Here is a 21,472-nt window from a genome sequence, read left to right on the forward strand (position 1 = left end):
CCGCCTCCCCGCCCGGCCACGTCTACACCCGACCGGGTCACCGGCCAGGGTCCTATCCCGACCCGGCGGCCCCGTCGCCGCCCGCTCGGCTCAGCCGTTCGCGCGGATCGTCGCGCGGATCCAGTCGGCGTAGGCGGGGGCACTGCTGTAGAGGCCGGGGCCGGAGGAGCACGGCACGTGCCCGCCGACGCCGGGGCCGGAGGTGACGCCGACCAGCTCCCAGCGCCCGCCCCGGCCGCGCTGGAGCTGCGGCCCGCCGGAGTCGCCGAAGCAGGCCATCGCCCGGGGGACCAGGCTGACGGTGCACAGCCGGGTGGGTCCCGCGTAGCCGGGGTCGCACTCGGCCTCGCCCGCCCGCCTTGTCTCCAACTGCTGGAGGTGGTCGGGGAAGCGCAGGCCGCCGAGGTCACCGGTGTCGACGACGGTGCCGAAGCCGAGCAGCCGGGTCGGGGTGCCGGGGGCGCCGGCTCGCGCGGCGACGGCGATGGGCCGCTCCGTCACCGGGCGGTCCAGCCGGACCAGCGCGAGGTCGTTCAGGTTGGGCCCGCTGCCCTGGCCCTGCCGGTACCCGGGGTGGGTGACGGTGGCGGCGATCGACCGTACGGTGCCGCCGGACCTGCGCTCGGCGCTGCCGATCCGGACGGTGCCAGCCGGCTTCACCAGGTTCGGGTCGACGCAGTGGGCCGCCGTCAGCACCCACTGGCGGTCGATCAGCGAGGCGCCGCAGACGCCGTCGTCCAGGCCCGGTGCCGTCACCGGGATGGAGGCCATGAACGGGTAGCGCTGAGTGGAGGGCGTCCCGTTGACGATCGCCCCGGCACTGCCGGCCGTGGCGACCGCGCAGCCGAGGGCGACCGCGGCCACGGTCGCGGCGCGGGCCGTGCGACGCTTGCTGAACTTCCCGTTGAACATCGGGGACTCTCCTCAGAGGTGGGACTTCCGTTTGCGTCCTCAGCCTCCCGTTCCAAGATCCACTGGACCATCCGGACACCAGGTGTACGAACGGTGGGGATTTCCCCCGGCCGGCACCGGGGCGGCCCGGCGTGACCCGTCCGGCGCAGCGTGGCGCGCGGGGTGGGCGGGGGACTGGGATCTTCGGAGGGACCCGGCGGTGCCCGACTGCCGGGTCCCGTCGTTCCGAGACCGTGGAGGCCCGGATGTGGCAGGCTCCCCCCGCCCCCGTCAGCCGTGAGTGGCTTCCCGTCCTGGACATGCCGGCGCCCGCCGCGCAGAACCGCTGGACGGTGCTGCTGCGCCTGTTGCTGCTGATCCCTCAGTTCGTGGTGCTGTGGGTGCTGTCCCTGGTGGCGTTCTTCGTCACCGTGATCGGCTGGTTCGGCGCGCTGGTCCTCGGGCGGCTGCCCGGCTTCGTCGCCGACTACCTCACCGCGTTCGTCCCGTACGAGGCGAGGGTCACCGCCTATCTGATGCTCACCGTGGACCGCTACCCGCCGTTCCGGTTCAGCGCCCCCGAGTACCCGGTGCAGGTCGGCCTGCGGCCCGGTGAACTGAACCGGCTGGCCGTCCTGTTCCGGATCATCCTGGTCATCCCCGCCTCCATCGTGCAGGGCCTGCTGCACGCGGGCTGGTGGATGGTCTCGTTCATCATCTGGCTGGTGGTGCTGGTCCTCGGCCGGATGCCGCAGCCGCTCTACGAGGCGACGACCGCGATCCTGCGCTACCAGCTGCGCTACACCGCCTACCTGGTGATGCTCACCTCCGCCTACCCCAAGCGCCTGTTCGGCGAGGAGCCGAACAGCGAGCCCGAGCGGGTCTCGGCCACCCGTCCGCTGGTGCTGAGCGGCGGCGGGCGCGCCCTGGTGGTGCTCTTCCTGATCCTGGGCGTGGTCTCCTGGGCGACCGGCTCCGTGACCACCTCGGTCAACGACGACAACGACGACGACAACGGGACCAACCCGACCCAGCACGTCATCGCCCCCCTGGTGCCCGGCCCCTCCTGACGGCGGGGACGCCGGGGGTCAGGACGGCTGGGCCGGGGACGCCTCCCGGGCGGCCTGCTTGACGGCGGCGATCAGCTGCCGGCGGCGGGCGCGCAGGTCCTCGGGGCGGACGGCCAGCGAGACGCTGCCGATCACGGCGCCGTCCGCGCCGAGCACGGGCGCCGCCAGGCAGGCCAGGCCGGTACGGGCCTCCTCGACGTCCAGGGCGACGCCGGTGCGGCGGATCCGGCGCAGCTCCTCGTCGAGCCGGTCGACCGAGGCGATGGTCCGCTCGGTGAACCGGCGCAGGCCGGGCTGCTCCAGGTAGCGGCGGCGGGCGGCCGGGCCGGCGGCGGCCAGGGCGATCTTGCCGTGGGCGTAGGCGTGGGAGCGCGGGTCGACGCCGACGGTGAGTTCGGGCCGCTGGTCGCCGTCGGCGGCGACGGTGCGCACGTCGGCGATCACCAGCCCGTCGCCCTGGTAGGCGACGTAGTTCGCCGAGGCGCGGGTGGCGTGCCGCATCCGGGCCAGCAGGTCGTCGATGCCGTCGGTCAGGCCCATCTGCCGCTGGAACGCGCGGTGCAGGGCGGACACCTGGTAGCCGAGGGTGTAGCCGCCGTCGGTGCGCACCAGGTAGCCGCGCTCGGTGAGCGGGGCGAGGAGGGTGTAGGCCGTCGACAGGGCGCAGCCGAGGCTGCGGGCGAGGGCCTTGGCCGGGACGGGCGAGGGTGACCCCGCGACGAGTTCCAGCACCTCCAGGGTGCGGTCGGCGGCGCGCGGCCCGGTCTGCCCGGCCATGACGGGGTGCTCCTCCTGCTGGTGCTGCGTGACCCGTCCAGTGTGCCGGGGGCCGGACCGGGGGAGGCCACCGGCCCCCGGTCCGGCCCCGCTCGGCGGCGTCCGGGCTCAGGCCTCGCGCGGGGAGATCTCGCCCATGAGGTCCCAGCCCTCGCGGTCGGGGAGGTCCACGCTGATGATCCGCGGCTTGGCGGCGACCGCGCCGGACAGCGTCTCCATGGCCCGCCGGAAGTGTGCCGACTCGACGTGCGCCCGCCCGGCCTCGCCGTCCCGGAACCCCTCCACGAGCACGTACTCGTTCGGGTCGTCCACGCTGCGGGACCAGTCGAAGAACAGGTTCCCCGGCTCGGCGCGGGTGGCCTCGGTGAACTCGGCGACGATGTCGAGCCACTGCGCGCTGTGCTCGGGGCGGACGGGGAACTTCACGGTGATGAAGATCATGGCGCTCTCTCGGATCGGGGGGACGGTCGAACCCCACCCTGCCCGACCGCCGCCCGGCCCGGGAAACCCACGCCGCCGCGATTCCACCCATGCCGGAAACCGTCCCTGCCTGGAGCCCCGCGGCGCCGCTACGGCAGGAGGCGGTCGGGGGAGGGGAGGCGCGTGATCGGCTCGTCGGCCCAGGAGTAGACCTCCAGGAAGGACAGTCGGCCCTCGGTGACGAAGACCATGACGCCGCCGATCGGGGTACCGTCGGCGTCGACCACGGTGGCCTCGGCGGTGGGAGTGTCGGTGACGGGCGCGGCGGGTGCGGCGGCCGGGTCGGCCAGGGCCAGGTCCAGGCTGGGGCAGGGGCACGCGCAGCCGCCGGTGACCCGCAGGTGGGGGATCTGGGCGCGCAGGGCGCGGAAGGCGGGGGTGTCCGCGGCGAGCAGCGACTCCAGGAGGGCGGCCGCCTCGGCGGGGAGGTGGTCGGCGGGGAGGCGGTCGTCGGTCTCGCGGTCGTCCATGGGAGGAGTCGAGCATTCGTCCGGAGGGGACGTCAACCGGGTTGGGCGGGCCCCGGCGCCGGCCGGTGCCCGCCCGGCGGGACGGGTGCGTCGCCCGGCGGTCAGGCCAGGACGGCCGGCTTGAGCACCTCCTCGCACCACTGGCGGAAGGTCGTCGGGCTCGCGGTTCGCGGGGTGCGCTCGACCCCGGCGTCCAGGCCTTCGTCCTTGGCCCGCATCATGTCGACGTAGCCCGCCACGAGGGCCTCGCTGAACCCGTGGCCGGGGAGCGAGGCGCGGAAGTCGTCCAGCGACTGGCGCTCGTAGCGGACGGGGCGGCCGAGGACCTCGGACATGACGCGCGCCATGTCGTTCGCGGAGAGGTCCTCGGGGCCCAGCACCGGGACGTCGCCGGTGCCCGTCCAGGAGCGGTCGAGCAGCAGGTCGGCGGCGGCCGCGGCGATGTCCCGGGTGGCCGCCAGCGGCGCTGGGCGGTCGGCGGCGACGGTGGAGGTGTACACGCCGCGGTCCCGGATCGAGGCGGTCTGCCAGCGCAGGTTGTCCATGAAGGAGGGGTTGGCGAGCGCCCGGTAGGCGGCGCCGGTGCTCGCGAGGAGGTCGTCCATGGCCAGGGAGGCCGTGACGTGCCCGGCGCGGTCGGCGACGGGGGTGCCGCGGCCGAGTGCGGAGACGCCGACGACGTGCCGGACGCCGTGGGCGGTGAGCGCCTCGGCGGCGGCCCGGGCGAACCCGGAGTAGACGGCGTCCAGGCTCGGTGCCTGCGGCGTGGGCGGGACGACCCAGAAGACGGCGTGCGCGCCGGCGAAGGCCCGGTCGACGACCTCGGGGTCGTCGTGGGAGCCGGCGACGACGTCGACGCGGGCCCGGACGGCCTCCGGGAGCCGCACCGGGTCGCGCACGACGACGCGCAGGTCCTCGGCGACGGCGCGCGGTCCGGTGAGGAGGAGGTCGAGGAGCCGGCCGCCGATCTGGCCGGTGGGAGTGGTGATGACGATCATGTGTCGAGTCTCGGCCCGGGCAACTCCGGCGTCCAATACCCTTCCTGGGCATTGATACCTTTCCGGCATGGATCTCGACCTGCGCAAGCTCCGCTACTTCGCGGCCGTCGCCGAACACCGGCACTTCGGCCGGGCGGCGGAGCAGCTGCACATCACCCAACCCGTCCTCAGCCGTCAGATCCGGGCCATCGAGCAGGAGTTGGAGTGCACCCTGCTGGTCCGGACCACGCGCAGCGTGGAACTGACCCCGGCCGGCCGACAGCTCCAGGAGGAGGCGCGGGGGATCCTCGCGGCCGTCGCCGCGGCGGTGCAGCGCGTGCACGACGCCGACCGGGGCACCCGGCGGCTCGTCGTCGCCTTCTCGCCCGGCCTGCACGTGTCGGAGGCGATCCGCGCGTTCGCCCTGCGGCACCCGGACGTCGAGACCGACCTCGTCCCGGCGCACTGGTGGGAGCCGGACGCGCCGCTGCGCGACGGCCGCTGCCAAGTGGCCTACCTGCGGCGGCCGTTCGACGAATCGGGGCTGCGCACCATTCCGATCGGCCACGAGCCCCGGGTTGCCTGCCTGCCCGCGACGCACCCGCTGGCCGCCCGCACCGAACTCACCACCGCCGACCTCGCCGGCGAGCGGATGCTCGACGCACCGCTCCGGCGGACCGCCTCACTGGAGGAGAAGTTCGAGCTGATCGCCTCCGGGCACGGCATCGGCCTGCTGCCGCTGAGCGTGGTGCGCTCCTACGCCCGCCCCGACCTCGTCCACCGGACCGTCACCGACGTCCCCGGAGTCGAGACTTGCCTGGCCGTCCCGGCCGACCTGGCCGCCCGGCGAGGCAAGCCGCTGCGCGACTTCCTGGAGATCGCCACCGCCACGCTGCGGCCCGCCTGACCGCGCCGCGCGCCCGCTCGCCGGGGGCGCCCCCCGGCGGGAAACCGCGCGACGCCGACCTGCGGAGACGGCTACGCTGCCCCGGTGATCGAGGACGGAGCGACGGACCGGGGAAGCGTGACCACGGTGCGGCGGATCGGGGACACCATCCGCCGGCCGGTCGGCGCGTGGACGCCCGCCGTGCACGCCCTGCTGGCCCACCTGGAGGCGGCGGGCTTCACCCGGGCCCCTCGCCCGATCGCCGTCGAGGGCGGCGAGGAGGTGCTCTCGCTGCTGCACGGCGAACCCGCCTTCGCGCCCTGGCCGGCCGCCCTGCGGTCCACCACGGGCGTCCGCGCCCTCGGGCGCTGGCTGCGCGAGTACCACGACGCCGTCCGGGACTTCCGCCCGCCCGCCGGGGCGCACTGGCAGGGCGCCGAGCAGGAGTGGCGGCCCGGCCTGGTCATCCGGCACGGCGACCTCGGCCCGTGGAACGCCGTCTGGGACGGCGACCACCTGGCCGGCTTCATCGACTGGGACTTCGCCGCGCCCGGCCACGCCGTCGACGACCTCGCCCAACTCGCCTGGTACGCGGTGCCGTTGCGCTCCGCCGAGCAGCAGCGGCGGGCCGCCGTCAGCGGGCCCGGAGTGCTACCGGAACGCCTGGACGCGCTGTGCACCGCCTACGGCGAGCGGCCGGAGGCGGTGCTCGACGCCCTGGACGCGCTCCAGACCCGGGAGGCCGCGCGGATCGAGCGGCTCGGCGGGCGCGGCGAGCAGCCGTGGGCGGCCTTCCTCGCCCGCGGCGACGCGGCCGAGATGACGGCCGAGCGCCGCTGGCTCCGCGCCGAGCGGGCGGCCCTGCTCGGCGGCTGAGGCCGCCGGGGCGCGTCCAGGGTCCGCGGCTCAGACCAGGCCCAGCACCAGCTTGCCGGTGTTCTCCCCGCGGAAGAGCATTCCGAGGGTCTCCGGGAAGTCCGCGACCGTGCCCTCGACCAGGTGCTCCTTCACCTTGATCCGGCCCTCGCCGATCCAGCCCGCGATCTCGGCCGCCGCCTCCGCGTACCGGCGGGCGTAGTCGAACACCACGAAGCCCTCCATCCGGGCCCGCCGCACCAGCAGCGAAAGGTAGTTGGACGGGCCCTGCACCGATTCCTCGTTGTTGTACTGGCTGATCGCGCCGCACACCACCACCCGGGCGTGCATCGCCAGCCTGGTCAGCGCGGCGTCCAGGATCGGGCCGCCGACGTTGTCGAAGTAGACGTCGATGCCGTCCGGGGCGTGGGTGCGCAGCGCCTTGCGGACGTCCTCGGCGCGGTAGTCGACCGCCGCGTCGAAGCCGAGCTCCTCGGTCAGCAGCGCGCACTTCTCCGGCCCGCCCGCGATCCCGACCACCCGGCAGCCCTTCACCTTGGCGATCTGCCCGACCATCGTGCCGACCGCCCCGGCCGCGCCGGAGACCACCACGGTCTCGCCCTCCTTGAGCGCGCCGACCTCCAGCAGCCCGAAGTAGGCCGTCATCCCGGGCATCCCGAGCGCCCCGAGGTAGGTGGGCAGCGGGGCGAGCGCGGGATCGACCTTGACCACGCCCTTGCCGTCCGACACCGCGTAGTCCTGGACCCCGAAGGAGCCCACCACGTGGTCGCCGACCCGGAACTTCGGGTGGTTGGACGCGACCACCTCGGCCACCGCCCCGGCCCGCATCACCTCGCCCAGCCCCACCGGCGGCAGGTAGGACGGCCGGTCGTCCAGCCACCCGCGCATCGCCGGGTCCAGCGACACGTACCGCGTCCGCCCCAGGAACTCCCCGTCCCCGGGCACCCCCACCGGCTCCTCCCCGTAGGCCCAGTCCTCCGGCCGGACCTCCCCGACCGGTCGACGGGCAAGGCGGATCTGACGGTTGACGTCGGTCATGACGACTCCTGGTGGCGTTCTCGCACGGTGAGGACAGGTGCCGAGTCTAAGCAAGCGCTTAGTCATATGACCAGTGAATGTCCGGATTCCGTGGGTCGGGCGTGGTGAAGTGCGGGGGAGCGGGTTGAGGCACCGATAGTCTTTCCGCCGGGCAGCCCCCGAGCGCGGAGACCGGCGCCGGAGAGGAGAACAGCAAGTGAGCACAGCGCAGATCGGGCCTGGCGACTACAGCCAGGTACCGAATCCGGAGCAGGCTCTCAAGTACGCGATTCAGCACATTGCGGGTGAGCGCGTCGAGATCATCGAAGGAGTCATCACCCCCGTGTCGCCGTCCTGGGCGCATGAGCGCGCCACCGCTCTGATCGGCAAGCAGCTCGGCCGCCGCATGGACGAGCTGGGCCTGTTGGCGGGCTCGGGCAATCTCGATCTGCCGGGGACGCAGAACTTCTACCTGCCTGACATGGCCGTTCTGCCGGAGGAGCTCTTCGAGTCGGAGGGTGCCCTGCTTCCGGACCGGACGCTCCTGGTGGTCGAGGTGACCTCGCCGTCGAACGCCGACACGGACCGGACGGTGAAGCGCCGTCGCTACGCGCAGTTCGGCGCTCCGCTCTACCTGCTGGTGGACCGCCAGGAGGGGGCCTGCACGTTGTTCTCCCAGCCGGGCGAGCTCGGCTACACCCGGGTGGAGGGCCCGCACCCGTTCGGCGTGCCGGTGCGGCTTCCCGAGCCCTTCGAGGTGGACCTCGACACCACCAGGTTCTGACCAGGCCTGCCCGCCTCACCGGGAAACGGGCAGGCCGGTGAGGGCGAAGCAGGCGCCGCCGCCGTGGTGCGGGTCGGCCTCGCGGGCGACGAGGTCGGCGCCGTGGGCGCGGGCGATCTGGCGGGCCATGGCGAGGCCGAGGCCGGAGCCGGGGAGGCTGCGGGCGGTGTCGGAGCGGTAGAAGCGGTCGAAGACGTACGGGAGGTCCTCGGTGGCGATGCCCGGGCCGTGGTCGCGGACGGACACCTCCAGGGTGTCGCCGCCGTCGCCGGCCAGCGCCACCCGGACCTCCACCGGTCCGCGCCCGGCGCCGAACTTGGCGGCGTTGTCGAGCAGGTTCCCCAGCAGCCGCACCAGCCGGGCGGGGACGCCCGGCACGACCGCCTCGGCGGCGCCCGGTCCGACGGCGAGGGTGAACTCCTGGCCCGGCCAGTGCCCGCGCGCCGAGGTGACGGCGTGCTCGACCAGCGGCAGCAGGCGGAACCGCTCGACCAGGGCCTGGGGCTCCTCGTCCCGGGCGAGTTCGACCAGGTCGTTGACCATGCCGGTGACCTCGCGCAGCTGGCGCCCCAGGGCGGTCGCGGCCCGTTCGCGCTGGGCGTCGGTGAGCCGGTCGCCGCGGGCCAGCAGCTCGGCGTTGGTGCGCAGTGCCGTCAGCGGGGTGCGCAGTTCGTGGGAGGCGTCGGAGACCAGGCGGCGCTGGGCGGTGACCGAGCGTTCCAGCGCGTCGAGCATGGTGTCGAAGCTCTCGCCGAGCCGGGTGACCTCGTCCCGGCGGCGGCCGGTGGCCGCGTGGGAGGTGATCCGGTGATGGGGGTCGCCGGTGGCGGTGATCCGTTCGACCGTGGCGGTGAGCCGGGTCACCGGGCGCAGGCCGGTCCGGGAGGCCCACCAGCCGAGGAACCCGGCCGCCAGCACCCCGGCGGCGCCGAGCCCGGCGAACGCGGCCGCGGACTGCCGTACGGCGCGGTCCACCCCGTCCGAGCGCAGCACGACCTGGAGGGCGGTGCCGCCCCGGAAGGGCGTGACCAGCATCCGGGCCGGGAACCCGGCGACGGTGGCGGTGCTGAAATAGGCGGCGCGCTGCCCGGCGGCGACCTCGCGCACGGCCGGGGTGACCGGGAACAGGTACGGGGCGACGGCCGTCCGGGGGTCGCGGGCCGGGTCGGCCGGGACGACCTGGGTGCAGGCCGGGGCGGCCAGGTAGCGGCACTGCCCGGAGAGCACGCCGGGCGGTTCGTTGCCCTGCTGCTGGAGGGCGACGGTGGCGGCCTGGGTGAGCTCCAGCTCCAGTTGGTGGGTCAGTTCGTAGCGGATCACCGCGAAGGCGGCCCAGCTGAGGCCGAGGGCGACGGTGGCGACGGCCAGGGCGGTCGCCACCGCGAGCCGGACGCGGAGGGTCACGAGCCCGCGGCCAGTCGGTAGCCGACGCCGTGCACGGTGTGCACCAGGCGCGGTTCGCCGCCCGCCTCCAGCTTGCGGCGCAGGTAACCGACGTACACGGCGAGGGAGTTGGATTCGGGGCCGAAGTCCTGCCCCCAGACCCGCTCCAGCAGGGTCTCGCGGGTGAGCACCTGGCCGGAGTGGCGCAGCAGCAGTTCCAGCAGGGTCGCCTCGGTGCGGCTGAACTCCAGCCGGCGGGAGCCGCGGTGCCCGGTGCGGGTCCGCGGGTCCAGGACCAGGTCGGCGTAGCGCAGTTCGGCGTCGGTCTCGGCGCCGGGCGCGTCGAGGGCGGCGCGGCGCAGCAGCGCGCGCAGCCGGGCGGTGAGTTCGGCCAGGGCGAAGGGCTTGACGAGGTAGTCGTCGGCACCGGCGTCCAGCCCGTCGACGCGGTCGTCGATGTTGTCCCGCGCGGTCAGCACCAGGACCGGGGTGCGGTCGTGCAGGGCCCGCAGCTGGCGGCAGACGGCGAGGCCGTCGAGGACCGGCATCATCACGTCGAGCACGACCGCGTCGGGCTCGTGGGAGGCGATCTTGGCCAAGGCGTCGTGCCCGTCGACGGCGGTGACCACCTCGTAGCCCTCGACGGTCAGTCCGTCGGCCACGGCCTCCCGCACCTCCTGGTCATCGTCCGCCACCAGAATCCGCACCGCCGACCCTCCGTTCCTCGTACCCCGTTGACCTGCTCCGACGGCCCGTTCCGTGCTCGCGGGCCGTTCCGTGCTCGCGGCCCGTTCCGGGCATACCGAAAGATAGCGGGCGAAGGCCCGCATTCTCTTAAAGCCCTCTTAGGCCGGCCCGCCACGGTGGTGAGCCATGGACACACCACTCTCGGTCGTGATCGGTGCCGGCGGCACCGGCGGCCACATCTACCCGGGCCTGGCCTTGGCGGAGGCCCTGCGGAGAACCGACCCCGACGCCGTGATCTCCTTCGTGGGCACCACACGCGGCCTGGAGACCCGGCTGATCCCGGAGGCCGGCTACCGGCTGCACACCGTCGACATGATCCCCTTCGACCCCTCGCTCGGTGCCCGGCGCTACCTGCTGCCGGCGGACCTGGTCCGCGCCGCCAAGCAGGCGCAGCGCGCGGTCGAGGACCAGCGGGCGCAGGTCGTGGTGGGGATGGGCGGGTACGCCTCCGCGCCGGCCGTGCTGGCCGCCCGGATGGCCGGACTGCCCAGCCTGATCCATGAGTCGAACGCCGTGCCGGGGCGGGCCAACGCCTTCGCCGCGCGGCTCACCCCGCAGATCGCGCTCGCCTTCGACGAGACCAGGGAGCACCTGCCGAAGGGGCGCCGGCACCGGGCGGTCACCGTCGGCATGCCGCTCACCGGAGCGGTGGCCCGGCTGGACCGGCAGGCCGAGCGCGCCCGGGCCCGCCACCGGCTGGGCGTTCCGCCCGGGGCGCGGCTGGTGCTGTTCAACGGCGGCAGCCTCGGCGCGCGCCGGCTGACCGAGGCCGCGCTCGGCCTGGCCGAACGCTGGCGCGGCCGGACGGACGTCCGGCTGCTGATCAAGACCGGCCCGCAGGCCCTGGACGACACCCGGCAGCGGCTCGCCGCCGTCGGCGGGGACGCCGTCGCCGAGGCGGTGCCGTACCTGGACCGGATGGACCTCGCCTACGCCGCCAGCGACGTGGTGGTCTGCCGGGCCGGGGCGGCGACCGTGGCCGAGCTGGCCACCGTCCGGGTGCCCGCCGTGCTGGTGCCGTACCCGCACGCGCCCGGCGACCACCAGTTCCACAACGCCAAGGTGCTCGCCGACGCGGGGGCGGCGCGGATCCTGCGCGACGAGTCCACCGACGCGGACTCCCTCGCCGCCGTGCTGGACCCACTGCTGGCCGACCCGTCCCGGCTGGCCGCCATGGCCGCCGCCGCCCCCGGGGGGACCCACGCGCGGGCCGCCGACCTGCTGGCCGACTGGGTCCGCCGGCTGGCCGGCCGGTCGCACGGCCGGACCGCGACGCCGACCCCGATCACCACCCCGATCCCGAAGCCGATCCCGAAGCCGATCCCGACCCCGATCCGCACCATCGAAACGGAGCTCGCCGAATGACCGCCACCACCACCAGCGCCACCACCGCCCCCGCCAGCTGGGCCGACCGCACCGTCCTGGTCACCGGCGCCGAGGGCTTCATCGGTTCGACCCTGGTCGACCTGCTGGTCGCCCGCGGCGCCCGGGTCCGCGCCCTGGTCCACTACAAGCCCTACGCCGAACGCGGTCACCTCGCCGCCCACCTGGGCAGCGACCGGGTCGAGATGCTGGCCGGCGACGTCCGCGACGCGGGCCGGGTCTCGGACGCCGTGGCCGGCTGCGACACGGTGTTCCACCTGGCGGCGCTGATCGGGATCCCGTACAGCTACGACTCCCCGGGCGCGTACGTGCACACCAACGTCGTCGGCACCCAGAACGTGCTGGAGGCGGCGCGGCGGCACGGCGTGCGGCGCGTCCTGCACACCTCGACCAGTGAGGTCTACGGAACGGCGCTGCGCGCGCCGATCGGCGAGGACCACCCCTTGCAGCCCCAGTCCCCGTACTCCGCCTCGAAGATCGGGGCCGACATGATGGCGCTGAGCTTCCACCACGCCTTCGACCTGCCGGTCACCGTGGTGCGGCCGTTCAACACCTACGGCCCGCGCCAGTCCGCCCGCGCCGTGATCCCCGCGATCCTCGCCCAGCTCCACTCCGGGGCACGGGAGTTGCGGATGGGCTCGCTCACCCCGACCCGGGACTTCACCTACGTCACCGACACCGCCGAGGGCTTCCTCGCCCTCGCCGACTGCGACCGCGCGGTCGGCGAGGCGGTGAACCTCGGGACCGGGCACGAGGTCTCGATCGGCGACCTGGCGGCTGCGCTGATCGCCGCCTCCGGCCGTACCGACGTCGAGATCACGGTCGACCCGGCCCGGCTGCGCCCGGCGGGCAGCGAGGTGCACCGGCTGCTCTCCGACAACTCCCGGGCCCGCACCTGGTCGGGCTGGCGGCCGGAGGTCCCGCTGGAGGAGGGGCTGGCCAAGACCTCGGCCTGGGTGGCCGAGCACCTCCACCTGTTCGACCCCAAGCGCTACGCGGTCTGAGCACCGAGGCCGACGGCCCGAGCGGCACGCCCCCGACCGGGGGGCGTGCCGCTCGGGCCGTTCGGTCAAGTGGACGGTCAGTACTGGGTGCTGACGGTCACCCCGGTGAAATCGGTGGTGGCGTACAGGCTGATGTACCGGTAGCCGGCCGCCGGGTTGGTGACGGCCAGGCTCTGGGTGGTGCCCGGGTCGGTGGAGGCGGCGGTGTGAGCGCTCGGGGAGGCCCAGGTGTCGGCGTTGTAGTAGAGGGCCGCGGTGCCGGTGCCGCCGGAGGTGGTGACCTTGAGGGTGCTGGTGCCGGCCGGCAGGTAGACGTAGAAGTAGTCCAGGTTCCCGGCGGTACGGGCCTGGTTCGGCCGGGAGCAGTTCTGGCCGAGGGCGTCGGTGCGCGGGTCGGTGCAGGTCGGCAGGGTGGTGGTGCCGCCGGTGGTGACGGTGACCGAGGTCGGGGTGCTGGTGGACTTGCCGGCGCTGTCCGTGACGGTCAGGTTGACGGTGTAGGTGCCGGCGGCCGCGTAGGTGTGGACCGGGTTGCGGTCCTCGGAGCTGCTGCCGTCACCGAAGGTCCAGTGCCAGGAGGCCAGCGAGGCCGGGGAGTTGGTCTCCACGGACTTGTCGGTGAGGGTGACGGTGGCGCCGTTGACGGACTGGTCGAAGAGGGCGGTCGGGCCGTCCGCGTAGCAGGCGCCGGCGGCGCAGGCGTTCAGCCAGGTGTCGAAGTCGGCGTCGTAGGAGGTGCCGAGGCCGTTGTAGACGGCGTAGCCGCCCTGGTAGTCGCCGGTGCGGAAGTGGCCGAGCATGTTCTGGACGTCGGCGGGGTGCTTCTCGACCATGTACCGGACGGCCAGGTAGCCCCACGGGTAGGTGCGCACCGTGTCCGAGTTGTCGTAGGTGTTCTGGAAGACGGTGCTCAGCTTGTACCGGTGCGTGGCGGCCTCGGCCATCGCCTGGGTGTCGGTGGTGCCGCGGTAGGTGTAGGACTCGTACTCGGCGACGCCCTCGATCCACCAGATGTCCGGGACGGAGATCTCGGTGCCGAAGTTGCCCTTCATGTCGTAGATGTTGTCGAGGTAGTGGGTGTACTCGTGGTTGAGGTTCCACACGTTGGCCGGGAAGCCGTCGAGGTAGGACTTCTTGTACATCACCGACACGGGCTTGTTGTTGGGGTCGGTGACGTCCATGACGGTCTGGCCGCCGTTGTCGGTGGAGTTGTTGTAGATCGCCCAGGAGTACGTCAGGTAGTCGTCCCGGTTGGCGAAGACGGCGAGGGTGATGGTCTTGCCGTACTGGCCGGGGATCGGGCCGTTGTCCTTCACCAGGTGGTGGAAGAAGGTGTCCTCGCCGCGCAGGCTCGCGCAGACGGTGGCCAGTTCGGCGGCGGTGAGGTCCTCGGTGCGGATGGTGCGGTTGTCGCAGACGAGGGTGTTGGGCAGCACGGCGGCGGTGAGCTTGCCGGGCAGGTCGCAGGTGCCGTAGTACGAGCACTGCGCGTTGTCGTACTGGTTGGCGTTGTACGCGGTGTACACGTACAGCTTGCCGACCGCGCCGGAGATCGGGGTGCTGTCGAGCACCCGCTTGATCAGCGGCTTGGCGACGGCCTCGACGGCCGGGCCGTCACCGGCGGCGCGGGCCAGGTCGTTGCCCGCGTTGACGGTGAGGAAGGCGTTGGGGGTGGTGAGCAGGTCCTTGTGGTTCTGGGCGAAGTTCGCCAGCGTGGTGACCACGCCCGGGTCGGCGGTGACGGCGCTGACGTAGTCCGGGTTCCAGTTGGCCCGCCACAGCGGCGCCCACAGCACCGAGTTGACGGCGTTGACCATCTTCGGGAAGGCGTTGTAGCCGTTGCCGTAGGCGTTCAGGATCTGCTGGTAGACGTTCAGGTAGCGGGCCTGGATGTTGGCGCTGTCGGTCAGGACCAGCACCTCGCTGAGCACGGTGCCGTTGGCGTCGCTGACGTCCGTCCGGTGCGCGGTCGCGAAGAAGGCGTCCAGGCCGGCCTGGACGGCGGCGGTGAGCGTGGCGTCGTACGGGCCGACGGTGCTCGCGTTGTTGGACTGGACGTAGTAGCCGGCGCGCAGGAAGAGCACCAGTTGCAGCAGGTTGCCGGAGTTGTCGCCGGTGTACTTCCCCGCCTGGGCCCGGAAGGCGTTGGCGACGGCGAGCATCTGGGACTGCTTGAAGACGTTGGCCGTGTCGGTGCCGGTGACGTTGAAGAGCGTCTTGACGCAGTCCGTGGTCGAGGCCTGGACGAAGGCGGCCAGGTCGGCGCCGCTGCGGCTGGCGAAGTCCGAGGGCGCGCAGCCGGCCGCGGCGGGCGCCTGGGCGGTCAGCGCGTGCTGGGCCGTGGCGGCGGCCTGCGGGCGCTGGGTGGTCTGGACGGCCGTGCCGGTCGGCTGGAGGGCCTGGCCGAGCTGTTCCGCCGGGAGCGGGGCGGCCGTGCGGCCGAGCTGCTCGGAGGAGGGCGGGGCGGATATCTCGGCGCCGAACGCCTTCGGTGTGGCCGGGGCCCGGCCCTGGACCGCCGAGGCCGTGGCCACGGCGGTGGCCGACGCCGGGGAGGCGGCGACGGCCGGGGTCGGGAGCAGGGTGGCGGGGCCGGCGAGGGCGGCGGCCACCAGGAGCGGAAGGGATTGGCGCAGACGCACTGCGGTGTCCTTGTCCTGAGGTGGGGGAGGTGACGCGGCGTCGGCCACGAGGCTGAGGGGGAGTTGACGTGTGACCTGTCACCGGAATCAGGGTCAGAACAATGTCACAGGTTATATGTCATCGCAAGGGTCCGTGCAGGGCCTCGCGGACCGCCCCCGTCGGGCGCTCCGCCGGCTCCCGTGCTTCGCATCCGAAGCTCGGGTGCACGAATCAAAGTGACATGTCACACCCTATTGATTGTGGTGAGGCAACCGTGGCACGGTGCCAGGCGACGGCCTCCGCAGCAGCTGCCCGAGGCCCACCCCCACACCCCCCAGCAAGGAGTGACGATGCGTCACCGACTCCGGCTACCCCGTGCGTTCGCGGTGCTCGCCGCCGCGAGCACCGCCATCACCGGCCTCGCCGCCGCCCCGAGCCTCGCCGCCCCCACGGCGCAGGCCGGTGCCCAGGCCGGCCCGGCCGCCGGTCAGACCGCCCCTTCCGCGCACCCCGGCGGAACGGCCCCCACCGGCACCGCCTTCGGCCTCGACACCCACGCCCAGGCCCAGGCCGGCCGCCTCGCCCCCGCCCAACTCCCGCCGCGCTCACCGCAGTCGGCCGCACCCAAGGCCCCGGCCCCCAGGCTCGCCAAGGCCCCGGCCGCCACCTCCTGCACCCCCGCCGATTTCAGCGGCCGGAGCGGCTCCGACCTGGTGGGCTTCATCCAGGGCTCGTCCGTCGACTGCATCAGCTCGCTCTTCCGGATCACCGGCGGCGACGCCCACGGGGTGTTCCAGCAGAGCCAGATGCTCGCGGTCGCCAACGGCCTCAAGAGCGCCGCCGCCTCGTACACCGGCGACAACTCCACCGGGATCTACCAGCTGGTCTACTTCCTCCAGGCCGGCTACTACGTGCAGTACTACCGCCCGGGCGACGTCGGCAGCTACGACGCGACGCTCACCGCCGCCGTCCAGGCCGCGCTGGACACCCTGGTGGCGAGCCCGCACTTCCTGGACGTCAACGACGGCAACGGCCAGATCACGGGCCAGGCGATGATCCTCAGTGACAGCGCCAACCTCCAGGCCCACTACCTCGGCACCTACCAGCGGGTGCTGAACGCGTACAACAGCTCGTGGGACGCGTCCTGGTACATGGTGAACTTCGCGAACAGCGTGTACACCCCGCTCTTCCGCGGCCACCAGAACGCCGACTTCGTCGCGGCCGTCACCGCCGACCCGAGCATCATCCACACCCTCGACAGCTTCGCGCTCAACCACCGGAGCATGCTCGGCGGCACCAACTCCTTCCTGGACTCCAACGCCGGTCTGGAGACGGCCCGGTTCATCGAGCACCCCGCCCTGGTCGGCACCGTCCGCCCGCTGATCAAGGGCCTGATGGACGTCTCCTCGATCACCGGCCCCACCGCGTCGCTCTGGGTCGGCGTCGCCGGCATGGCCGCCTTCTACGACAAGGCGAACTGCTCGTACTACGGCGTCTGCAACCTGCCGGACCAGCTCAAGGCCGCCGCCCTGCCGGTCAGCCACACCTGCGACGCCACCCACACCATCCTCGCGCAGAGCCTCACCGCCGCCGACCTGGCCGCCGTCTGCGCCAGCCTGCAGAACCAGGACCCGTTCTTCCACAAGCTGGTCAAGGACAGCGGCCCGATCGCCGGCCAGTACGAGAACTCGCTGCAGACGGTGGTCTTCGCCTCCCCGCAGGACTACCAGACCTACGCGGGCGGCATCTACGGCGTCAGCACCAACAACGGCGGCATCACCCTGATCGGAGACCCGACCGCCCCCGGAAACCAGCCGATCTCGCTGACCTACCAGAACGGCGACGACGGCTTCACCGCCGGCGTCTGGAACCTCAACCACGAGTACACCCACGCCCTCGACGGCCGCCTCGACATGAAGGGCGACTTCAACCAGCAGATATCCGTGCCGGACGTCTGGTGGATCGAGGGCGTCGCCGAGTACGTGTCCTACAGCTACCGGAACGTCACCGACACCGGGGCGATGGCCGAGGCGCCCAAGCACACCTACGCGCTCAGCACGCTGTTCCAGAACACCTACGACAACAGCGACACCACCCGCACCTACCCGTGGGGCTACCTGGCCGTCCGCTTCATGGCCGAGAAGCACCCGGACGTCATCCAGAACATGCTGGGCCACTTCCGCACCGGTGACTACACCGGCGGCTACGCGACCTACAACTCGATCGGCACCGCCTACGACGCCGAGTTCAACACCTGGCTGGACGCCTGCGCCGCCGGTGCCTGCGCGGTCGGCAGCGCGCCGACCGCCGCGTTCAGCGCCGCCCCGACCGGCCTGGCCGTCCAGTTCACCGACCAGTCGACCGAGTCCGGCGGCTCCATCGCCTCCTGGGCCTGGAACTTCGGCGACGGCGCCACCTCCACCAGCCGGAACCCCGCCCACAGCTACACCACGGCCGGCAGCTACAACGTCAGCCTCACGGTGACCGACGGCAACGGCAAGACCAACACCGTCACCCAGTCCGTCACGGTCGGCAGCCTCAGCGGCTGCACCGCCGCCGACGCCCGCGTGCTGGACAAGAACTGCTCCCGCACCAACCAGTCCGCCACCGCCGGCAACCTGGCCTACTACTACATCTACCTGCCGGCCGGCACCACCACCTTGAAGGTGTCCAGCTCCGGCGGCACCGGCACCGCGTACCTGCTCTACAACCCCGGCACCTGGGCCACCCCGAACGCCTACACCACCGGCTCGACCACCAGCGGCACCACCAACCAGAGCCTGACCGTCACCAACACCACGGCCGGCTACCGCTACATCAGCCTCTACGCCCAGACCGATTTCAGCGGCGTGACCATCACCACCCAGTACTGACCCGCACGCCGCACGGTGGCCCGGAGCATCCGCTCCGGGCCACCGTCCGTCATCCGACGGGAGTGCGTCAGGCCGGGTCGGAGGTACGGCGGACGTACGGCTCCCAGACCACCGTGATCGAGCGCGTCGGCCCGGTGTCCCCGGAACGCCGCTGCTCCTCGGTGCCGAACGGCGGGGCGCCGGACCGGAGTCCGGCCGGCTGGTCGGTGATCGCCGTCCAGCCCGGGTTGCCGGTCACGCAGTCCACCGGGGTGCTGCCGTCCGCGGTCGCGAAGCTGCAGAAGGTCCGGTAGACCGTGCCGTCGGTGGTGATGGTCTCCACGGAGATTTGGTTGCCGTGGTCCGAGACGGCCACACCGCAGGCGGGGGCGGCCCCCGGCGGGAGCGCGGGCGGGGTCGACCAGGTGGTCTGGTCGGCGTTCGGGCCGTTCAACGGCGCGCCGCCGACCTGGACGGACGGCGAAGGCCACCTCGTGGAAGTCGAAGCCGATCGCGCTGGCGACACCCCAGGACAGGCCGTAGCAGGCCCCGATCACAGCGGCGGGTCCCGAGCCCAGCCTGCGCCGGGCTGAGCGGACCAGCGGCACCATGCCGAGGGCGACCAGGGCGGCCTGCACCACGAGCAGCGTCACGGGGGTGCGCCAGACCCAGTAGAACGGGGCGACCAGGGCCAGCACGGGGGAGAAGTGGTCCCCCAGCACCGGGAAGCCGGGCGCCTTCAACTCGGAGACGGGCAGGTGCCCGTCCGCGTACGAGCGGACCACCTGCTCGAAGATGCCCAGGTCGTAGCTGTTGGAGAGCATCCGTTCGTGGATCCGCACCGACAGCGTCGTGTAGACGGCGAAGAGCGCTCCCGCCAGCCCCCAGACCCACCACGCGCTGCCCACGACCGGCGGCAGCAGGTACGGCTGGGTGACCCGCTCCCCGGGGCCGGACTGCCGCGGCGGGCGGCCCACGGTGCTGTCGGTGAGAGGCGCCTGCATGATCACACCTTCCGGAGGCCGCTGCCGAAGGCGCTCCCGGTGCACCGCGGACGACGCACCGCGGGCGACGCACCGGGAGCGCCGCCCAACAAGATGTCAGCAACGCTCCGACGCGGGCGGGGAACGGCTGTCGCGTGCAGTGCAGAATCAACCGATCGGCCGCAGGTACCGGCCCCGGCCCCGGCCCCGGCCCAGCCCCGTCCGCGTCCAGGTCCGGGCCCCGGGGCGGCGTCAGTCGCGGTACCGGTCCGCCAGGTGGCCGTAGCCGCCCGCCGTCCAGACCCGGCGCCGGAACTCCGGGAGGGTGACCGCGCCCGCACCCTGCCCGGCGGTGGGCGGGAAGTGGGCGGTCCCGCAGCGGGCGCAGTACCAGGCGGTGGACCAGAGCCGCTCGGCCTGCGGGCGGCCGGCGAGTTCGCGGCTGCTCCTGACCCGGAGCAGCGCGGCCGTGACGAACAGCGCGACCGCGAGGCAGAGCGCGATCCCGGAGAACAGGTAGAAGGAGTCGGCCTCGGAGGACTCCGAGAGGTCGGCCAGCGGGGATCCGGCGAACATCCTGGCCTTGGAGTCCTCGTACCTGCTCTGTGAGTCGGCGACGAAGAACAGGAACCCCGCCGCGAACAGGGCGGGGACGCCGAGGACGGCCGGGACGCGTTCGGGGCGCCGCTCCGGGGCTGGCGCCAGGGCCCGGGCGAGCGGGCTGGTGATCTCCCGGGTCCGGGTCCGGCGGTTGCCGTCGCTGTCCCGGGAGTGGACGGTGACGGTGTCCCGGCCCGCGAGGTGGACGGCCGGAACGCTGCGGACCCGGTCGGTCCGGGCGCAACCCGGGCAGGGCGGCAGGGCGGACGGCGCGGGTGCGGCGTCCCGTGGTTCGATCATGGTTCCCCCCAGTGGTGTCGTCCGGCCGGTGGGCCGTTCGTACTCGCTGGGACGTGTCCGTCCTGGGACCGGTTGCGGTGCGGTTCCCGGAGATCGTGCCGCGCTACCCGGCCGTCGGCGGGGTCCAGCCGAGGGCGGGGCCGAGGCGGGTGGCGAGGTCGGTGAGGATCTGGGTGTAGTCCTCGGGCTCGAAGTCGAAGGGAAGCGCGATGGCGACCTCGTCCACTTCCCGGAAGCCGGCGTGGGCGTGCAGGCGTTCGGCGAGTTCGGCCGAGCTGCCGACCAGGTCGGGGGCGAAGAGCAGCCGGTTCGGGCCCTGCGGGGTGAGGGTGCGCGGGGTGCGGGAGAGCGCGTACGCCTCGTACTTGGCGCGCTGTTCGGCGGTGGCGCCGTCGGTGGGGATGACCACCAGGCCCTGGGAGACCCGGGCCTGCTCGCCGTCGGGGTGGTGGGCCCGGAAGGCCCGGATCTGCTCGGCCTGGAGGGCGGCGAAGTCCGGTGCGTCGTCGCCGGGTTCGGGCTTGACCACGCTGCTGGTCAGCAGGTTGAGCCCCTGTTCGCCGGCCCAGCGGGCCGAGCGCAGACTGCCGGCGCCGTACCAGAGCCGGTCGGCGAGACCGGGGGAGTGCGGCTGGACCCTGCGCGAGTACACCTCGATGCCCTCGGTGCCGGCGAAGTCGGAGGCGTCCTCGCCGCGGACCAGGGCGAGGAAGCGCTCGGCGCGGGCGGGGGAGAAGTCCTCGTGCTCCCCGGTGTCGGGGTAGAGCGCGCCGCGCACGTGCTCGTAGTGGACGGGCGGGCCGACGCTGAACCCGGGGTTGAGCCGGCCACCGGACAGCAGGTCGACGGTGGCGAGGTCCTCGGCGAGCCGCAGCGGGTTCTCCCAGCCGAGCGGGGTGACGGCGGTGCCGAGCTGGATGCGGCTGGTGCGCTGGCTGGCGGCGGCGAGGACGGCGACCGGGGAGGAGATCCCGAACTGGAGGTGGCGGTGGCGCAGCCAGGCGCTGTCGAAGCCGAGCCGCTCGCCGAGGGTGATCAGGTCGAGGGTGGACTCGTGGCCCCGGCGCGGGTCCGCCTCGTCGAAGAGACCGATGGTGAGGAAGCCGAGTTTCCGCAGCGGGCGGGGGGAGGGCGGCATGGTGGCGGCTCCGCGGGGGGTTTGCGGCCCCGGAGGGCCGGACGGGTGGTACCCGTCGACCGTACGCAGACCGCGCGCGGTGCCACAAGATCGGCGCGGGATCCGGACAACGGGCCGTCATGCGGCGCAACACGGGGCAACGGGCGGCACCGTGCCGGTGCGGGGGGGGGGGGGGGGGGGGGGGGGGCATAGTCGTGCTCAGTGCGCGGCTAGGTCGCTTAGTTTGTTTTTG

19 protein-coding genes and 1 pseudogene are annotated in these 21,472 nt (G+C 73.3%); 7 read left to right on the forward strand and 13 right to left on the reverse strand.

Translation table 11 applies throughout. The features are described 5' to 3' along the window. Positions 1-90: 90 nt before the first annotated feature. Positions 91-912 (reverse strand): S1 family peptidase, encoded by an 822-nt coding sequence (locus ACZ58X_RS11425; RefSeq protein ID WP_470333443.1) that lies wholly within the window; start codon positions 910-912, stop codon positions 91-93. A gap of 245 nt (positions 913-1,157) precedes the next feature. On the opposite strand from ACZ58X_RS11425, the gene ACZ58X_RS11430 reads away from it, so the two are divergent. Then, positions 1,158-1,961 (forward strand): DUF4389 domain-containing protein, encoded by an 804-nt coding sequence (locus ACZ58X_RS11430; protein ID WP_470333444.1) that lies wholly within the window; start codon positions 1,158-1,160, stop codon positions 1,959-1,961. A gap of 18 nt (positions 1,962-1,979) precedes the next feature. On the opposite strand, the gene ACZ58X_RS11435 is transcribed toward ACZ58X_RS11430, so the two are convergent. From ACZ58X_RS11435 to ACZ58X_RS11450, 4 genes are all read right to left on the reverse strand, one after another. Further along, the gene (locus tag ACZ58X_RS11435; RefSeq protein ID WP_470333445.1) at positions 1,980-2,738 is read right to left on the reverse strand and encodes an IclR family transcriptional regulator; all 759 of its coding nucleotides are present in this window, start codon (positions 2,736-2,738) and stop codon (positions 1,980-1,982) included. Between the two features lie 108 nt (positions 2,739-2,846). After that, complete coding sequence (locus tag ACZ58X_RS11440) at positions 2,847-3,179, reverse strand: putative quinol monooxygenase (protein WP_470333446.1); 333 nt, start codon at positions 3,177-3,179, stop codon at positions 2,847-2,849. A 128-nt stretch (positions 3,180-3,307) separates the two neighbouring features. Then, the gene (locus tag ACZ58X_RS11445; protein WP_470333447.1) at positions 3,308-3,688 is read right to left on the reverse strand and encodes a hypothetical protein; all 381 of its coding nucleotides are present in this window, start codon (positions 3,686-3,688) and stop codon (positions 3,308-3,310) included. Positions 3,689-3,789: 101 nt separating this feature from the next. Beyond that, complete coding sequence (locus ACZ58X_RS11450) at positions 3,790-4,686, reverse strand: NAD(P)H-binding protein (RefSeq protein ID WP_470333448.1); 897 nt, start codon at positions 4,684-4,686, stop codon at positions 3,790-3,792. A gap of 67 nt (positions 4,687-4,753) precedes the next feature. Between ACZ58X_RS11450 and ACZ58X_RS11455 the strand changes: the two genes are divergently transcribed. Together ACZ58X_RS11455 and ACZ58X_RS11460 are read left to right on the forward strand one after the other, a co-directional pair. Further along, entirely contained in the window at positions 4,754-5,572 is an 819-nt protein-coding gene (locus ACZ58X_RS11455; RefSeq protein ID WP_470333449.1) for a LysR family transcriptional regulator, read from the forward strand. Positions 5,573-5,656: 84 nt separating this feature from the next. Next, entirely contained in the window at positions 5,657-6,427 is a 771-nt protein-coding gene (locus ACZ58X_RS11460) for a phosphotransferase enzyme family protein (RefSeq protein ID WP_470333450.1), read from the forward strand. A 30-nt stretch (positions 6,428-6,457) separates the two neighbouring features. Here ACZ58X_RS11460 and ACZ58X_RS11465 read toward each other — a convergent pair whose 3' ends face one another. Beyond that, entirely contained in the window at positions 6,458-7,465 is a 1,008-nt protein-coding gene (locus ACZ58X_RS11465; protein ID WP_470333451.1) for an NADP-dependent oxidoreductase, read from the reverse strand. A 196-nt stretch (positions 7,466-7,661) separates the two neighbouring features. Between ACZ58X_RS11465 and ACZ58X_RS11470 the strand changes: the two genes are divergently transcribed. Further along, the gene (locus tag ACZ58X_RS11470; protein WP_470333452.1) at positions 7,662-8,228 is read left to right on the forward strand and encodes a Uma2 family endonuclease; all 567 of its coding nucleotides are present in this window, start codon (positions 7,662-7,664) and stop codon (positions 8,226-8,228) included. 15 nt (positions 8,229-8,243) lie between these two features. On the opposite strand, the gene ACZ58X_RS11475 is transcribed toward ACZ58X_RS11470, so the two are convergent. Further along, the gene (locus ACZ58X_RS11475; protein ID WP_470333453.1) at positions 8,244-9,632 is read right to left on the reverse strand and encodes a sensor histidine kinase; all 1,389 of its coding nucleotides are present in this window, start codon (positions 9,630-9,632) and stop codon (positions 8,244-8,246) included. Beyond that, positions 9,629-10,318 carry a response regulator transcription factor gene (locus tag ACZ58X_RS11480; RefSeq protein ID WP_470333454.1) on the reverse strand — a complete coding sequence of 230 codons (690 nt, stop codon included), beginning with the start codon at positions 10,316-10,318 and terminating at the stop codon, positions 9,629-9,631. The genes ACZ58X_RS11475 and ACZ58X_RS11480 overlap by 4 nt, the downstream gene beginning before the upstream one ends. A gap of 166 nt (positions 10,319-10,484) precedes the next feature. Between ACZ58X_RS11480 and murG the strand changes: the two genes are divergently transcribed. Together murG and ACZ58X_RS11490 are read left to right on the forward strand one after the other, a co-directional pair. Next, positions 10,485-11,723: an undecaprenyldiphospho-muramoylpentapeptide beta-N-acetylglucosaminyltransferase gene (gene murG / locus ACZ58X_RS11485; RefSeq protein ID WP_470333455.1), complete on the forward strand. Its 1,239-nt coding sequence runs from the start codon at positions 10,485-10,487 to the stop codon at positions 11,721-11,723. Next, a complete protein-coding gene (locus ACZ58X_RS11490) occupies positions 11,720-12,745 on the forward strand; it encodes a GDP-mannose 4,6-dehydratase (protein ID WP_470333456.1) in 1,026 nt (341 codons plus the stop codon). The genes murG and ACZ58X_RS11490 overlap by 4 nt, the downstream gene beginning before the upstream one ends. A gap of 77 nt (positions 12,746-12,822) precedes the next feature. Here ACZ58X_RS11490 and ACZ58X_RS11495 read toward each other — a convergent pair whose 3' ends face one another. Beyond that, positions 12,823-15,387, reverse strand: coding sequence for a collagenase (locus ACZ58X_RS11495; protein ID WP_470333457.1), 2,565 nt, complete (start codon positions 15,385-15,387; stop codon positions 12,823-12,825). A 330-nt stretch (positions 15,388-15,717) separates the two neighbouring features. Between ACZ58X_RS11495 and ACZ58X_RS11500 the strand changes: the two genes are divergently transcribed. After that, entirely contained in the window at positions 15,718-18,240 is a 2,523-nt protein-coding gene (locus tag ACZ58X_RS11500; protein ID WP_470333458.1) for a collagenase, read from the forward strand. Positions 18,241-18,307: 67 nt separating this feature from the next. Here ACZ58X_RS11500 and ACZ58X_RS11505 read toward each other — a convergent pair whose 3' ends face one another. The 4 genes and pseudogenes from ACZ58X_RS11505 to ACZ58X_RS11520 all read right to left on the reverse strand — a co-directional run bounded on the left by ACZ58X_RS11505 (position 18,308) and on the right by ACZ58X_RS11520 (position 21,240). Next, a complete protein-coding gene (locus ACZ58X_RS11505) occupies positions 18,308-18,673 on the reverse strand; it encodes a hypothetical protein (RefSeq protein WP_470333649.1) in 366 nt (121 codons plus the stop codon). Positions 18,674-18,710: 37 nt separating this feature from the next. Then, positions 18,711-19,223: pseudogene (locus ACZ58X_RS11510) on the reverse strand (DUF2079 domain-containing protein); the annotation flags it as partial. Between the two features lie 231 nt (positions 19,224-19,454). Continuing rightward, the gene (locus tag ACZ58X_RS11515) at positions 19,455-20,102 is read right to left on the reverse strand and encodes a hypothetical protein (RefSeq protein WP_470333459.1); all 648 of its coding nucleotides are present in this window, start codon (positions 20,100-20,102) and stop codon (positions 19,455-19,457) included. A gap of 103 nt (positions 20,103-20,205) precedes the next feature. Then, positions 20,206-21,240: an LLM class flavin-dependent oxidoreductase gene (locus ACZ58X_RS11520; protein ID WP_470333460.1), complete on the reverse strand. Its 1,035-nt coding sequence runs from the start codon at positions 21,238-21,240 to the stop codon at positions 20,206-20,208. Positions 21,241-21,472 lie beyond the last annotated feature (232 nt).

The organism is Kitasatospora sp. NPDC040550 (assembly GCF_055594965.1).